Source organism: Gardnerella sp. DNF01198P (genome assembly GCF_049244165.1).
Classification (GTDB): domain Bacteria; phylum Actinomycetota; class Actinomycetes; order Actinomycetales; family Bifidobacteriaceae; genus Bifidobacterium; species Bifidobacterium swidsinskii.
Genome location: NZ_CP058382.1, coordinates 682,931 through 698,495 on the forward strand (window position 1 = coordinate 682,931; position 15,565 = coordinate 698,495).

Consider the following 15,565-nt stretch of genomic DNA (forward strand, 5'->3'; position numbering starts at 1 on the left):
AAAGTAGCAAATAAAAGTAGAAGTAAAGGCGTCTGATATTTATGAAAACGAGATTATTAACTTACCAACCAGGTAACACTTTTCTTCATCGCACTAATCCTATTGCAAAACTAATTCTTGCTACGAGTGTTGTAATAAGCGTGTTTATTGCTAAACAGTATTCCGCGCTTATTGCGCTTGCAGCTATTATTTTTATTGGCATGGCTTTTACTCGTGTTGTTAAAACATTATCTGGTCTTATTAAAGCTATGCTAATAATTTCTTGCGTAATGTTTTTGCTGCAGACTGTTATTGCTCAAAGTGGCAACTATATTTTCTTGTGGTTCACATTGCACGGCATTGATATTGGTGCAAAAGCTGCTTTGAGATTGTTCTGCTTTGCTTTTCCTCTTGTTACCGTACTAACAGTAACTAAATTAAACGATCTTGCAAATGCTGTAGTGCAATATTTGCATGTGCCATACTGCTACGCTTTTACTATTACAACGGCAGTGCGTTTCGTGCCAATTTTTGCTTACGAAATGTCTCAAATCACAGAAGCTCAAATGGCTCGTGGTGTTGAGTATGATACTAAAAATCCGTTTAAAAAATTAAAACTCATGATGCCTCTTATTGTGCCTCTTTTGGTTTCTTCAGTGCGTAAAGCAGATAGTTCTGCGCTAGCAGCGGAAGAGCGCGGCTTTTATTTGCGTACACGCAAGTCTTCGTATTATAAATACCCATTCGGATGGCGTGGATTCTTGTCTTTAGTTATTTCTGCACTTATTATTGCTTTACCAATATGCACTTCAATCTTTTTGCCAAATTTAGTATAAAATATTTGTGTAAATCATAAATAAATAAATCATAAATAATTTATGAGGCTTTTGATGAAAAGTGTAAAAATTTGGCTTAAGGGTGCAAGAATTTACACGCTTCCAATAGGCTTAGTTCCTGTTGTTATGGCGTTTGCGGTTTCATTTAGAATGATACGATTTTCGTATTTTGAAGAACCAGTTATGCATCTAGAGCAATGTTTTATACAATTTTTCTTGTGCTGCATGGTTGCTGCGTTTATACAAATCGCCGTCAATTATGCCAATGATTATTGTGACGGATTGAATGGCTTGGATGATAATCGTAGTTTGCGTGCTTTAAGTAGCAATAATTCAAAACCTTTGTGCGATGTATCTTGGCGCCTTGCAAATGCTGGAATTTCCGCGAAATCTGTGTTTAAAGCCGTAATAATTTCTGCTTTTATTTCTTGTATTTTTGGTTTGATTATTGTTTTGCGAACTGGAATATATTGGTTTATTTTACTTGGAATTGCGTGCTTAGCTGCAGCATGGTTTTATGCAGGAGGTAAACATCCTTACGGTTATAAAGGTTGGGGAGAAGTAAGTGCGTTTGTATTTTTCGGTCCTGTTCCTTTTATTGGTTCGTTATGCGCAATTACATACGGAATTGGTATTCCAGAAACTAGCATATTTATCAATAACAGGCAAAGGATTTTGGCATGTGTGCTAATATCTTGCATTCCTGGTGCTTATTCGGCATGCTTAATGATGATAAACAATCTTCGAGATATTAAAAGCGATAAAGAGCATGGAAAAATAACTGCTATGGTTAAAATTGGCGAGCGCAATGGCAGACGTTTATGTGCTGCTATGAGCATTGTTTCTGCTGTTCTTTTGATTGCATATTCTGTTTTGATTATTGCGTTACCTTCAGCAGTGCCGTCAATATGGCGCTTTTATAGTGTTGAAATTTTCCTCAGTTTTAGTGCAATTGTATGCAATTCTTCGTGGCATTTATTTTTTGCTACTTTTCAGTGGATTTTATTGTTAGTTATTATTATTAAAGCCTATAAATTTACTAAATGTGTGCTTATGGGTGACTATAAGGATGCTTTTCCTATGTGCGTTGCTCAGGCAATACTTGGTGCGTTGGCTGTATTATTATCTGCGATTATATAAAATAAGCAAAATAGTGCTAATTGTATGTGCTTGTTCGCGCGTCTTGCAATTCTTATGATATTATTAATTGACACGAACATGGTGCGCATGCGGTATTTTAATGACTTGCAGATTGTGTTATGATGCGCAATTTTCGCTAGTGTTTGTGAGTGTGCCGTTGCGCGAACGCCATGTTAAAGATGCATGGCGATGTTGTCCTGTGAATGTGTGGCAATGAAGTGAGGTTTTGGATATGCCAGGTATGGATGAAAATGAAGGGACAGAGCCAGCAATGCCTGAGGTACTTACTGATGATGAGCTGCGCAAAGCTGCAGATGATGAAGCTGTTCAGCGAGAAGCTAAAGAAAAAAAGGCCAATCATATTCGTACTGTAGTAGTTGCAGAAGATGAATCAGTTAATCGTATGGATTTAGTTGCAATGCTTGAAGATAACGGATATCAAGTTATAGGTCAGGCTGCTAACGGTCAAGAAGCTATTGAGTTGACTCGTGAAAATCATCCAGATGTTGTATGCATGGATGTTAAGATGCCTGTTATGGATGGCATTACTGCCGCTGCAACAATCTGTGATGAGAATATTGCTCCTGTAGTAATGCTCACTGCTTTTTCACAGTCAGATTTAGTAAAACAAGCAACTGGTGCTGGAGCGATGGCGTACGTTACTAAGCCATATGAAGAATCTAAACTTCTTCCTGCTTTGGAAGTTGCTATGGGTCGCTTTAGTGAAATCAACGATTTATTAGATAGTGTTGAGCGTGCAGAAAACAAGTTACACGATGCTGAAGATCAGTTGAAGAAAACAGAAGAAAAGTTGAAGAAAGCTGAAGATACTTTAGAAGAACGTAAGCTTGTAGACCGTGCTAAAGGTCTTCTTATGGATAAGGCTGGATTCTCTGAGCAGGGTGCTTTCCGCTGGATTCAAAAAACTTCTATGGATCAGCGTATCCCTAAGAAGCGTCTTGCAATGGCTATTATTGCAAAGTATAGCGATGATAAAGTAGAATCTTCATCTGAAAATTAGTAGGGTTATATTTATTCATTTTTATATAAGTGCATAGTTATTTATTAGTAATTACGGAACGTGGGTGAGTAGTCAACAGTGAATACCGACATCGTTGAAGAACATTCTTCGGAACTTAAGAATGAGAAAGGAACGTTGTTGGTTGTCGATGGCCATTCTCTTGCGTTCCGTGCTTTTTTTGCAATATCTGCGGATAATTTTTCTACTCGCTCTGGGCAAGCAACAAATTCCATTTGGGGATTTATTACTATGCTTTCACAGGTTGTAAAAAAAGAGAAGCCTGACCGCTTAGCTATTGCTTTTGACGTTAAAGGTGGAACTTTTAGAAATACTATGCTGCCTCAATATAAAGGTACTCGTGATGCTGCTCCACAGGAGCTTCTTTCGCAGCTTCCTATCATTCAACAGATGCTTAAAGCTCTTGGTGTCACTTATATTGAGAAACCCGGTTATGAAGGTGATGATGTTATTGGCACTCTTGCAGTAATGGGTTCGAATGCCGGTTATAGAACTTTAGTACTTTCTGGCGATCGTGATGCATTCCAACTTATAGATGACAATATTACTGTTTTATATCCAGGACAGCATTTTAAAGACTTAAAAGAAATGGATAAGAATGCTGTTTATGAAAAATATCATGTTACGCCTAAGCAATATCCTGATCTAGCAGCGTTAAGAGGAGAAACTGCAGATAATATTCCAGGAGTTCCAGGTGTTGGAGATGGGTACGCTGCTAAATGGATTAATCAATTCGGCAGCCTAGAAAATATTATTGAACATTCGAATGAGATTAGCGGTAAAAAGGGAGAAGCTTTAAGAGAAAATATTGATCAAGTTCGTTTAAACCGTAAAGTTAATGCTTTAGTTTGCGATTTGGATTTAGGTGTAACTGTAGATGATTTGTGCTTTGGTGATGTTGATGCTGCAAAATTAGGAATCTTGCTGTCTCAACTTGAATTTGGCGAATTAAAAAAGAGAAAGATTCTCAAAACTTTTAGCAACGGTATGCAACAATCTATCGAAAATAATATGCGTATAATGTTTTCGTCTACGTATGAAGGTGACGCTAATAATGATAAGCTAGCTCAAAGTGCTCAATCAAATATTGACGCAGAAAATTTTCAAGAAATGCTAGCAGGCATTGACTTACATCATGTTAAAACTGTAGAGGACTTTATTGATTGGGAGAATTCAGTTTCTTCTTTGCTTTATACAAAAATAAAGAAAGATTCAAAAAATACTGAAGACACTTTTGAAGAATTAAATTCCGAAAAAATTATAAATAATTCTCGTAAATGTGCCGAACCTATACTGAAAAATCAAGAAGTTGTAATATACGCTCATGAGTGCAATAAGAATTCAAAACATCATTTTGAGTTGATTGCAGATTGTTTAATAATTCTTATTGCTAATAAAGCTGCAATATTATATACGACTGATTTGCAATCGTCAGATCAAGCTTTGCTTGAGATGTTACGAAAGTTCTTGCAAAAAAATTCCTCAATAACAGTATTGCATGATTATAAAAAGCATTTGGGATTGCTAAAATCGCTAAAATTATTCGATTCGAATAATTCATTTGGCACTCCACTTCTTGATACTCGATTGGCATCATATTTATTGGAGCCTGATTTTCGAGCTGAAACGTTAGAAAATATGGCTGAACATTATTTAGATATTCAGTCAGATGAAGATAATTTGGGTGAAAATGAAGCTAAGCAGGGTGAGCTTGATCTTCTTATTGACGATGGAATGCCAGCTAGTGAAGAAGAAACTAATGAAAAGCAAACTCAAGCGTGTGAAGCTAAATTCTTAAGAACTACGCTTCTTATTCGTCTTTTGGCTCTTCATTTTGCTTCAACACTTGATGATAGAAAACAAACTGGTTTGATGACTGATTTGGAAATGCCTATTTCGCGAGTTTTGCGTGGCATGGAAGACGTCGGTGCTGCAGTTGATATGCAACGTTTAAGTGGTATGCTTAAGCAATTTTCTGCAGATGCTGAGTTTGCGCAAAATATGGCTTGGAAAGTTGCAGGTAGTTCTGTTAATTTACAAAGCCCTAAGCAGCTGCAGCAAATACTTTTTGAGCATTTTGGTCTTAAACCTACTCGTCGCACAAAGAATGGCTCGTACACGACTAATGCCGAAGCTTTGCAAGCTATGTACGTTAAACTCGATCCCGAAGAACCTGCAAGTCAATTCTTGGGTGCTTTACTTAAACATCGCGAAACTAATAAATTGAAACAGATTGTGCAAAGTTTAATTGATGCAGCTCATTATGACGATAGGCGCATCCATACAACTTTTGAGCAGACTATTGCAGCAACTGGACGTTTAAGTTCTGCTGATCCTAATCTTCAAAATATTCCTAATAGGAATGCTGCTGGTCGTGAAATTCGTGCTGCTTTTATTCCAGGAGAAGAATTTGAATATTTAATGAGTTGTGATTATTCACAAGTTGAGCTTCGTATTATGGCCCATGCATCTCATGATAAAACTCTTATTGAAGCATTCCGTTCCGGCGTAGATTTTCATAAATATGTTGCTAGCTTAGTTTATAAGATTCCTGTTGAACAAGTAACGCCGGATCAACGTTCTCACGTAAAAGCTATGAGCTATGGATTGGCATATGGATTGAGTACTTATGGGCTGGCAAAACAACTTTCTATTAGTCCGGCTGAAGCTGAAATGTTAAAAAATAAGTATTTTGATACTTTTGGCAATGTTCATGACTATTTGGAATCTCTTGTGTCGAAGGCAAAAGAACTTGGGTACACAGAAACTATGTTTGGTCGACGTAGGTATTTCCCGCAACTTTCTTCCAATAATCGTGCATCTCGTGAAGCTGCTGAGCGCGGAGCTCTTAATGCTCCAATACAAGGTACTGCAGCAGATATTATGAAACTTGCTATGCTTCGTGTTGATTTGGGATTGCGTGAAGCAAAAGTGCGCAGCCGCGTAATATTGCAAATACATGATGAATTGATTCTGGAAATTTCACATGGTGAGCAAGCGCAGGTAGAAAATATTGTGCGTAAAGCTATGGAAAATGCTGTGCATTTAGACGTTCCTCTTAATGTTTCTACTGGAGTTGGTGTAGATTGGCAACTAGCAGCGCATTAGCACTGCTTAAAGGTAGAAGAAATGATTAGATTAAGCAAAGTAATTGAAGCTATAGAAACATTGTACCCATTAAGCTTTGCTGAAGAGTGGGATGAGCCTGGTCTTATTGTTGGAGACTTGAATTCCCAAATTCAGCGAATCGTATGTGTTAGTGATCCTACGATTAGCGCAGTTGATCGAGCGTTATCAATGGGTGCAAACCTATTAGTGACTCATCATCCGCTATTTTTCAAAGCTGTGCATGGAGTTTCAAACGAAACTGTTCGTGGCGAAATTGTACAGCGCTTAATTAGTAATAATTGTGCGCTATGGGTTGGTCACACTAATGCGGATGTCGCGTGGCGCGGAGTTGCTCATGCTGCGGCAGAGTATTTTGGTCTTCATAATTTGCGCCCAATTGTTGTTTCTAAACAGATTGATTCTGCTGGACGTAACATTGGCTTAGGCAGAATTGGTGTTTTGGATGTGCCAATATCATTGCGTGATTTTGCGCAAAATGTTTTTAACGTTCTTCCTCATACAAAAGTTGGTGTTCAAGTTGCTGGAAATCTTGATGCGAAAGTTAGTACAGTAGCTGTTTTGCCTGGTTCTGGGGAAAGCTTGTTAGATGAAGTTCGCAAGGAAAAAGTTGACGTATATGTTACAAGCGATTTGCGTCATCATCCTGCACTTGATGCAATTGAGCGAGCTAAATATGAATCGAAACTGCGTCTTTCTTCTGGTGAAGATTACATTCAACACACATATCCTATGATTATTAACACTTCTCATAGTGCTATTGAATCATTGTGGTTTACTTATGCGATTAATGATATTGCTGATTGCATAGAAGAAATGTATGGAGAGCGTCCAGAAGTTGCTTGGTTAGGTGAAGCTTGCGATCCATGGAATTACGTTATTAATTGAGGCTTTCATTTAAATTCAATCTTTTTTTAAATAACGTCAACATGACGTGAAAACTACTCGAATATATGAGATACTTATATTATGCATATACGACCAGGTTCCATGTATCCGCTTGGCGCAAACTATGATGGCGCTGGCGTGAATTTTGCGCTGTTTTCCGAAGTTGCTAAGCGCGTTGAATTATGTTTATTTGATGAGCATGATAACGAAACACGTATTGATATGACTGAGCAGAACTCATACGTGTGGCATAACTATGTTTCAGGCATACAGCCTGGTCAGCGTTATGGTTATCGTGTTCACGGACCTTATGATCCTTCTCATGGTTTATGGTGTAATCCTCATAAGTTGTTGCTTGACCCATATGCCAAGGCGATTGAAGGAAATATAGACGGTGATGAGAGTCTTTTCTCGTATTGGTTTGATAATCCAGATGATATTTCAGCAATGAATACTTTAGATTCTGCGGATCATACGATGAAGGCTGCAGTTATTAATCCGTATTTTGATTGGGGTAATGATCAGCACCCTATGATTCCGTATCATGATTCCGTTATTTACGAAGCTCATGTTCGTGGAATGACTAATCTTGATAAACGTGTTCCTCCAGATATTAGAGGCACTTATGCTGGACTTGCACATCCAAGCGTTATTTCTTATTTAAGGAAGCTTGGTGTTACTGCAATAGAATTGATGCCTATTCATCAGTTTGTAAACGATTCTTTCTTGCAAAATAAAGGATTAAGTAACTACTGGGGATACAACACTATTGGTTTCTTCGCTCCTCAAAATTCTTACTCCAGTTCTGGTCAGCGCGGAGAGCAAGTTAACGAATTTAAATCAATGGTTAAGGCATATCATGCTGCAGGTATGGAAGTTATTCTAGACGTGGTTTACAATCACACTGCTGAAGGCAATGATCGTGGTCCTACTTTGAGTTTCCGTGGTATTGATAATCGCGCATATTATCGCCTTGTAGATAATGACCAGCGTCATTATTTTGATACTACCGGTACTGGTAATTCCTTACTTATGCGTTCTCCAAAAGCATTGCGGTTAATCACAGATAGTTTGCGTTATTGGGTAACTGAAATGCATGTTGATGGCTTCCGTTTCGATTTAGCAGCAACTCTTGCGCGTCAGTTCCAAGAAGTAGATAAACTTTCTGCATTCTTTGACATTATTGAGCAGGATCCTATTATTTCAAGTGTAAAACTTATCGCTGAGCCTTGGGATATTGGTGTTGGTGGATATCAAGTTGGTGGATTCCCTCCAAGTTGGTCCGAATGGAATGGAAGATATCGCGATTGTGTCCGCGACTTTTGGCGTTCACAACCATCTACATTACCTGAATTTGCCAGTAGACTTATGGGTAGCTCAGATTTATATGAGCAAAATGGACGAAAGCCTGTAGCTTCCGTGAACTTTATTACAGCTCACGATGGCTTCACTATGAACGATTTAGTTAGCTATAACGAAAAGCATAATGAAGCTAATAAAGAAGGCAATTGCGATGGTGCGAACGACAATCGTTCGTGGAATTGCGGTGTTGAAGGACCTACTAATATTCACGATGTTAACGAATTGCGTGAACGTCAAATACGTAATTTGTTCTCAACTCTTTTGATGAGCCAGGGCATTCCTATGATATGCGCTGGTGATGAAGTCATGCGCACGCAGAATGGTAATAACAATGCTTATTGCCAAGATAATGCTATTTCGTGGATAAGCTGGGATTATAACGAAACTCAGCGAGATATGTTCGATTTCGTTTCTAAGCTTATTCACCTGCGTTTGAAGCACCCTGTGTTGCATCGTCGTCGTTTCTTTACGGGTCGTTCTGCTGGAGATGATGTAAGCGATATTCCACAAGTTGAATGGCTTGACCATAACGGTACTGTTATGGATATGGAGGACTGGTCAAATACTCATGCTTTATCTGTGATGATTTATTTGAATGGTTCGGATATTCCAGAAACTGACTGGTATGGAACGAGAATGGTTGATAATGACTTTATTCTTATTTTTAATGCGCATTATGAACCTATTACTTTTACTTTGCCAGATAAACGTTATGGTGAGAAGTGGAAGTTGATTGTGGACACATATAATCCAAAGGGTCCGGAATTGTTATATGAAGCAGGATTTAATATTGTCGCACAATCTCGTAGTTTCTTGCTTCTTATGAGCGAGCATAAGCCAGAATGTTGAGTATTATGCTTTATTCGTAAAGAAGTTCGTGACTTGTAAAAACTAAAAGCAGCGCAGAAATTTAAGTTTCTACGCTGCTTTTGTTAGTTTAATTTATCTTTTTGTTCTTATTCTATTTGTGCTTTTGAGCTTCTATTTAATACTAAAGCTTGATTTATTTTTGATTGAAGACGATCGCTTTGCATAGCCGCAACTTGTCGTGAAAATACAATAATCCATCCAAGAAATAGCAGACACGATAATGCTTCAACATTTGTAAGAGTATTATTTCCATGTATCCACTGATTTCCTGCCCACGCAGTAAGAATAACCGCTAAATCGGAAGCAATATAGAATGTGCGAGAAAGCTTAGGCGCAAGCCATGGAAGACATACAAGCATTGTGCAAATTAATCCTGTTACTCCTCGAGCACACAAATCATGTAAGAAAGGATGTGGTGTGTATCTAAAAGTTCCTATTCCAATAAACGATATTCCTCCAAGAATCAGCAAAGCTGCCATAACAGTTGTGCGCATCTTGAAGTGTTTAATTAGTTTTTGGCTATTGTGTTGCAGCATTTCATGCTGCGTTGCAACGAATTCAGTAATAGCAAAGTAGCTCGTTATGATAATGCAAATTCCTGACAAAACAAGTGTTGCATTAAACATACTAGCTGCAAATGTTGTGCGGTCTCCAAGTTGAGAGAAATTATTGTTATACCAGCACGGATCATCTGTCGTAAGACCTGCAGTTGCAGCTCCAGAAATAACGAATAATGGCAGGAGAGAAGCCACTGTTTTAGCTTCGAGAAGTTCAGCCTGAATAAGAGTTGCGTATCCAACAATTCCAGATAATGCTGAGCATAATACTGGTAAATAACTGTTCATTGCTGCTCTGCCAATAATACTATTAATAATAGATAGCAAAGCAAAAGACATAAGAAACATTGTCGCGCCGTAAATCGTAGAAAGTGCTGTTATTTCAAACGCATGCTTAGCTACTCGAATTAAGTGATGGCTGATAACTTTTTTATTTGTACGCAAGTATCCAACAATAAAAGCGCCTACGCTGCACAAAGACACAATAGTTGAAGCTGTAAGGAATAGTCGCTGACTAATTTGCCAAAACGCTGGCATTGTTACCATATACATTCTCATAATAATCATTCCACAAGCTGCGCAAACTATGAATGATATTAAGCCCATTGCCTCTGTTCGCTGGAAGCGTCCCATACTTAGCCCCTTTTTCTTCAAACTAATTCTATTGTATCGTTTGGTAGCTAGTAATGAGTTTTGCTAGTTGAATTTTGTAATGAAGAAAAAATTTTCATAATACGTGTGTCGTAATTTGCATTTGTCTGCAAAGTGCGCTATTGTAATTGATTGTGCTTGGAACTGGTAATCAGTTCAAAAGTCTCGGGGTGTAGCGCAGTTTGGTAGCGCGCCTGCTTTGGGAGCAGGATGTCGCAGGTTCGAATCCTGTCACCCCGACTTTTTATATCTAATGAAATATGCGTATTTTTGCTTTTTATTCTTATTTAGCAGTACATGTTAATCGATAGTATTCATAGTATGAGTGATATTAACGATATTGCAGATTGCACTACTCCTTGGAAAGCACCGTATGCTAATCATCAATTAAAAGCTTATATTGAGGTTCCTGGCAGTAAATCTTTGTCGAATCGTTATTTAATTTTGGCAGCTTTGGGCACAAAATCAGTAGTTTTACAAGGATTATTGCGCTCGCGCGACACGGATCTTATGATTAACGCTTTATCTACATTTGGCGTTAGATGTGAGTCATTAAATGAAGATGGAACTAAGCTTCGTGTAATTCCTCCAGAAGACGGAGTTTTTAGAGTTCCAGATAATGCTGAAGTGTATTGCGGTTTAGCTGGAACTGTAATGCGTTTCGTTGCAGCTTTAGCTTTATTTGCAAATAAAGCTGTGCGATTTGATGGCGATAAGCAAGCTTATGCTCGTCCTATGAAGCCAGTTCTTGACGGTTTAGAGCAGCTTGGTGCTCGCGTAAAATATCACGAAGAAGAGGGTTTTTTACCTTTTACTATTACGCCACCTTCAGTCGAATTTAAAATAAATAATTTTTCTGAAAAAATCGTGCAAATTGATTCTTCTTCATCATCACAATTTATTTCTGCGCTGCTTCTGATTGGTTCACGTATTCCTGGTGGATTAGAGCTTAAACATATTGGTGACACATTGCCAAGTATGCCACATATTCGCATGACTATGGACGATATTTGCAAAGCGGGTGGGTCTGTAAATATGACTAGCAACGCAATGTGGCATGTTAAAGAGAGTAAAATAAATCTAGCTAACGTTGTTACTATAGAGCCTGATCTTTCTAATGCTGCGCCATTTTTAGGAGCATCATTGATTGCTGGAGGAAGTGTCAGTATACCTAATTGGCCGTTTTCTTCAACTCAACCTGGAGGATTGCTTCCTGGAATATTAGAAAAAATGTGTGCAAAAGTTAATTTTGAAAAAACAGGTGATGATGCTGGAATAATGCATGTGGAAAGCGATAGTGCGATTAAAGCAATTCCATATCTTGATTTGAGTGCAGCAGGGGAGATTGCTCCTAGTATTGCAGCTATTCTTGCTTTTGCGGACGGTCCAAGTGAACTTCATGGTATCGCGCATTTGAGAGGGCATGAAACGAATCGTTTGCAAGCGTTAGTTAATGAATTGAATCGAGTTGGGATTGGCGCTAAAGAGCTCGAAGATGGAATTCGTATTGAGCCAAGTAACCATATGCATGGGGAAGTAATGGAAACTTATGCGGATCACAGAATGGCAACTTTTGCTGCAATGCTTGGATTGCGCATAGAAAATATAAGAATCAAAAATATTTCTACTACTCGCAAAACGATTCCTGATTTTCCAGGCATGTGGCATAAAATGCTTGAATAACAAATAATCCCGAGCCTTTTTGACCCGGGATTATTTATATCTATTTATTTGTTTGTTCTACGCAGTTAAGCGCAAACAATTTAGTGCTTGAACTTGTTGCCGTAGCTATCTTCGCCAGCTTCAGCAATAGCTGCAGCCTTGCGTGCGATAGCCAACTCTTCGTTCGTTGGAATTACAGCAATAATCACAGAGCTGTCTGGAGTGGAAATAACGCGTGGCTCCTTAGAACGAACCAAATTCTTTTCCTTATCGAGCTTAACGCCGAATGGCTCAAGCTTTTCGCATACGCGAGCGCGTACAATTTCGTCGTTTTCGCCGACACCAGCTGTGAAGGTAATGACATCAACGCCGCCCATTTGAGCAGTATAGTTGCCAATATAACCAACAATGCGGTGCACGTATACGCCGAGAGCGAGCTTAGCGTTTTCATCGCCTTCTGCGATGAGCTTGTGAATATCACGCAAATCGCCATGACCAGTCATACCCATCATGCCTGAACGCTTGTTGAAGAGAGTATCAAGTTCGTCCACGTTCATGTGAGCGTTGCGAATAAGGTGGAAGACTACAGCTGGATCAATATCGCCGGTACGGCCACCCATCATTAAGCCTTCGAGTGGGGTTAAGCCCATAGAGGTTTCAACTGGCTTGCCAGAAATCTGAGCAGAAGCAGAAGCACCGTTACCAATGTGCAAAACAATCTGCTTCAAACCTTCTGCAGGCTTACCTACAACGCTTGGAACAACAGAGCCAATGTATTCGTGAGAAGTGCCGTGAGCACCGTAACGACGAATATGATAGCGGTCTGCAATTTCCTTATTCAAAGCATAAGTTGCTGCAACCTGTGGCAAAGCATGGAAGAAGGAAGAATCGAATACCATAATCTGCGGAACGTCTGGCAAAAGTTCAGTCATGACTTCAGCGCCAACAGCTTCTGGGCCGTTGTGAAGTGGAGCCAAAACTGCCAAATCCTTAACCTTATTGATTGTCTTTTCATTGACTAATGCAGGCTTAGGGAATGTTAAGCCACCCTGAACAACGCGGTGACCGACAGCAACAATGCCAGACTCTGAAAGCTTTGGACCATATTCTTCGAAGAATCCAAGTACGCGTTTTAAGCCCTGCTCGTGGTCGTGAACTGGCTCATCGAACTCATGCTTTTCGCCATTGAATACGTGCTTGTAGTGTCCGTCAACTGGCTCGCCAATCTTCTCAACGATGCCGGAAGCGATACCTTCACCGCTTTCTAAGTCAACGAGCTGATACTTAATCGAACTGGAACCAGAATTGATAACAAGAACGGTTTTTGCCATGTGGGCATCCTCCATAAGTATTGATAAGGCTTGTAAATTGCCACGCTCTAGTTTAGCGTTAAGTTCCTACAAACTTAAAGATATTGAGTGCAATGCAATACCTAAAAATCGTGTATGCACTGTGGTGCTGTTTTAGGAGCTTTATTATGTTTATTCTGATTGTGCTTCTAAAGCGGTTAAAGCAACAGTATTAATAATATCTTGTACTAAAGCTCCTCTAGATAAATCATTTACAGGCTTATTTAATCCTTGCAAAATTGGACCAACAGCCAGCGCTCCGCTAGAGCGTTGCACGGCTTTATAAGCGATATTTCCTGCGCACAAATCAGGGAATACGAATACATTCACATGACCAGCAATACTATTATTTTTTGCTTTTGCTGCAGCAACTGTAGGAGACCATGCTGCATCAAACTGTATAGATCCAACAATTGCTAAATCAGGTGCCTTTTCTTTCGCAATGCGTGTTGCTTCTTCTACAGTATCAACATCTGGTCCTTTGCCGGAACCAAGCGTTGAGTAGGATAGCATTCCAACTTTAGGGTTGAGCCCGAAAGTCTCAGCAGTGTGTGCAGACTGAATAGCAATATCAGCAAGCTGTTCTGCACTAGGATTTGGGTTGATTGCACAATCTGCAAATACAGATACGTGATCTTTGAAGCACATAAGGAATGCTCCAGAAACCAGCTTAGAACCAGGCTTAGTTTTGATAACTTGAAGAGCAGGACGTACAGTGTTAGCTGTTGAATTTACTGAACCAGAAACAAGACCGTCTGCCTGTCCTAGTACTACTAGCATAGTGCCGAAGTAGCTTGCATCTGTTAGTTGTTCACGTGCTTGTTTTTCTGTCATTTCTTTCTTTGCTCTTAATTCGCAAAGTTTTGTAATCATATGGCTTAGCATTGCTTCATCGTGCATAGATTGGAAACTAGCTTTGCAAAGAGAATTGAGATTTAGTTCTTCTGCTCGAGCAAGAATAGATTCGCGTTCTCCAATGATAATTAGATTTACAATATCACGTTCTAGCAAATAGTTTGCTGCTTTAAGAATGCGATCTTCTTCTCCTTCTGGAAGAACTATAGTTTTCTTATTTTCTTTTGCTTTTCCTAATAAACTGTATTGGAAAGCATAAGGTGTAGTTGGAGCTTTAAATGGTTGGTGGAGAGCATTAAGAACATCATTTTCTCGAACGCAATTTACGAATGTTTCTAATGAAGAATTTTTAGTTTCTTCATCTATTGGTGGCAAAACCCATAATGGAGTTTGGCTTACTCGGGATGCTTCGTCGTCTGAGTTTGCATAATTCCTAGAGCTATAGTCACGCATCAACTCAGCTCCAAGTTCTGGATCGCAGTTTGTAACAAATACTCCTAAAACCTGTGTGCATGATTTAAGAACGCAAGCATTAGCAGAATCTATAGTTTGTAAAATTTGTTGTGAGTTTCTGCCTTGAGCTGAAACTGTGAGAAAAACAGGTGATGCCAAGTCAGCTGCAACAGTTGCGTCGAAAGAAAACAGTTCTGGATCATATGCTGGGTTTGCGTCACTAGAAACAATAATAGAAGCTTGAGCAGAAGTGGATTGCAATAATTCGTTATAGCGTGCAACGATATCTCCGCGCACTGTATCTTTATTTGTTCTAACTATTTCTGGAGTTGTTGCAATAACTTGCTCTAATTTCGTTGAAGTATTTGCGATACCCAAAAGTTGTTTAGTAAAAGTGTCATTTGGTTGAGCGCATGGACGAAAAACAGTAGTGCTGTAGTTATTAGACAGAATATGTGTTATTCCGAATGCAACAGCATTTCTGCCGTACATATCTTCGTTGCCGATAATTGTTACATTAATATGCGACACGATGCGTTCTCCTTTGATACTTCGTGTTACTGCTAGGTTTATATTGTTAATGTAAGTTTTGCATTTTGCAATATAAACAAACTTTTTCTATTGTACGGCTTATCTACGTTGTACACGCACAAAATAGTAATTATAAATGTAATTTATTTTGCATATAACCAGTTTTATTGCATTGTTTGTTTTTAATAGATGAAGCTTTTTTGTTTTAATACACAAAACGGGAGCCAACCTTTTGATTGACTCCCGAAATGTTTTAGCTAACCAGTT

10 protein-coding genes and 1 tRNA gene are annotated in these 15,565 nt (G+C 38.9%); 8 read left to right on the forward strand and 3 right to left on the reverse strand.

Annotation, left to right across the window (positions count from 1 at the left end; translation table 11 throughout):
- The first annotated feature begins 41 nt into the window (after positions 1 to 41).
- From HXT44_RS03010 to glgX, 6 genes are all read left to right on the forward strand, one after another.
- Complete coding sequence (locus HXT44_RS03010) at positions 42 to 815, forward strand: energy-coupling factor transporter transmembrane component T family protein (RefSeq protein WP_064621539.1); 774 nt, start codon at positions 42 to 44, stop codon at positions 813 to 815.
- A 54-nt stretch (positions 816 to 869) separates the two neighbouring features.
- A complete protein-coding gene (gene menA / locus HXT44_RS03015) occupies positions 870 to 1,955 on the forward strand; it encodes a 1,4-dihydroxy-2-naphthoate octaprenyltransferase (RefSeq protein ID WP_102704498.1) in 1,086 nt (361 codons plus the stop codon).
- Positions 1,956 to 2,187: 232 nt separating this feature from the next.
- A complete protein-coding gene (locus HXT44_RS03020; protein WP_004111325.1) occupies positions 2,188 to 2,976 on the forward strand; it encodes an ANTAR domain-containing response regulator in 789 nt (262 codons plus the stop codon).
- A 78-nt stretch (positions 2,977 to 3,054) separates the two neighbouring features.
- Entirely contained in the window at positions 3,055 to 6,102 is a 3,048-nt protein-coding gene (gene polA / locus HXT44_RS03025; RefSeq protein WP_421783135.1) for a DNA polymerase I, read from the forward strand.
- Between the two features lie 21 nt (positions 6,103 to 6,123).
- Positions 6,124 to 7,008 carry a Nif3-like dinuclear metal center hexameric protein gene (locus HXT44_RS03030; protein WP_004106979.1) on the forward strand — a complete coding sequence of 295 codons (885 nt, stop codon included), beginning with the start codon at positions 6,124 to 6,126 and terminating at the stop codon, positions 7,006 to 7,008.
- An 81-nt stretch (positions 7,009 to 7,089) separates the two neighbouring features.
- Entirely contained in the window at positions 7,090 to 9,219 is a 2,130-nt protein-coding gene (glgX, locus tag HXT44_RS03035; RefSeq protein WP_032835386.1) for a glycogen debranching protein GlgX, read from the forward strand.
- A 107-nt stretch (positions 9,220 to 9,326) separates the two neighbouring features.
- Here glgX and HXT44_RS03040 read toward each other — a convergent pair whose 3' ends face one another.
- Positions 9,327 to 10,430, reverse strand: coding sequence for an ABC transporter permease (locus HXT44_RS03040; RefSeq protein ID WP_421783137.1), 1,104 nt, complete (start codon positions 10,428 to 10,430; stop codon positions 9,327 to 9,329).
- Positions 10,431 to 10,614: 184 nt separating this feature from the next.
- Here HXT44_RS03040 and HXT44_RS03045 point away from each other — a divergent pair.
- Positions 10,615 to 10,688, forward strand: a tRNA-Pro gene (locus HXT44_RS03045).
- Positions 10,689 to 10,769: 81 nt separating this feature from the next.
- The gene (gene aroA, locus HXT44_RS03050; RefSeq protein ID WP_033888764.1) at positions 10,770 to 12,131 is read left to right on the forward strand and encodes a 3-phosphoshikimate 1-carboxyvinyltransferase; all 1,362 of its coding nucleotides are present in this window, start codon (positions 10,770 to 10,772) and stop codon (positions 12,129 to 12,131) included.
- An 80-nt stretch (positions 12,132 to 12,211) separates the two neighbouring features.
- Here the strand turns inward: aroA and HXT44_RS03055 are convergent, their stop codons facing one another.
- Positions 12,212 to 13,441 (reverse strand): acetate/propionate family kinase, encoded by a 1,230-nt coding sequence (locus HXT44_RS03055; RefSeq protein ID WP_064621523.1) that lies wholly within the window; start codon positions 13,439 to 13,441, stop codon positions 12,212 to 12,214.
- 150 nt (positions 13,442 to 13,591) lie between these two features.
- Entirely contained in the window at positions 13,592 to 15,298 is a 1,707-nt protein-coding gene (gene pta / locus HXT44_RS03060) for a phosphate acetyltransferase (protein WP_410310462.1), read from the reverse strand.
- Positions 15,299 to 15,565 lie beyond the last annotated feature (267 nt).

Bases quoted from the DNA above. Each gene is read 5' to 3' on its own strand.
- HXT44_RS03020 (WP_004111325.1), top strand. From the start codon at position 2,188: ATGCCAGGTATGGATGAAAATGAAGGGACAGAGCCAGCAATGCCTGAG.
- HXT44_RS03030 (WP_004106979.1), top strand. From the start codon at position 6,124: ATGATTAGATTAAGCAAAGTAATTGAAGCTATAGAAACATTGTACCCA.
- HXT44_RS03055 (WP_064621523.1), bottom strand. From the start codon at position 13,441: ATGGCAAAAACCGTTCTTGTTATCAATTCTGGTTCCAGTTCGATTAAG.
- aroA (WP_033888764.1), top strand. From the start codon at position 10,770: ATGAGTGATATTAACGATATTGCAGATTGCACTACTCCTTGGAAAGCA.
- glgX (WP_032835386.1), top strand. From the start codon at position 7,090: ATGCATATACGACCAGGTTCCATGTATCCGCTTGGCGCAAACTATGAT.
- HXT44_RS03010 (WP_064621539.1), top strand. From the start codon at position 42: ATGAAAACGAGATTATTAACTTACCAACCAGGTAACACTTTTCTTCAT.
- HXT44_RS03040 (WP_421783137.1), bottom strand. From the start codon at position 10,430: ATGGGACGCTTCCAGCGAACAGAGGCAATGGGCTTAATATCATTCATA.
- menA (WP_102704498.1), top strand. From the start codon at position 870: ATGAAAAGTGTAAAAATTTGGCTTAAGGGTGCAAGAATTTACACGCTT.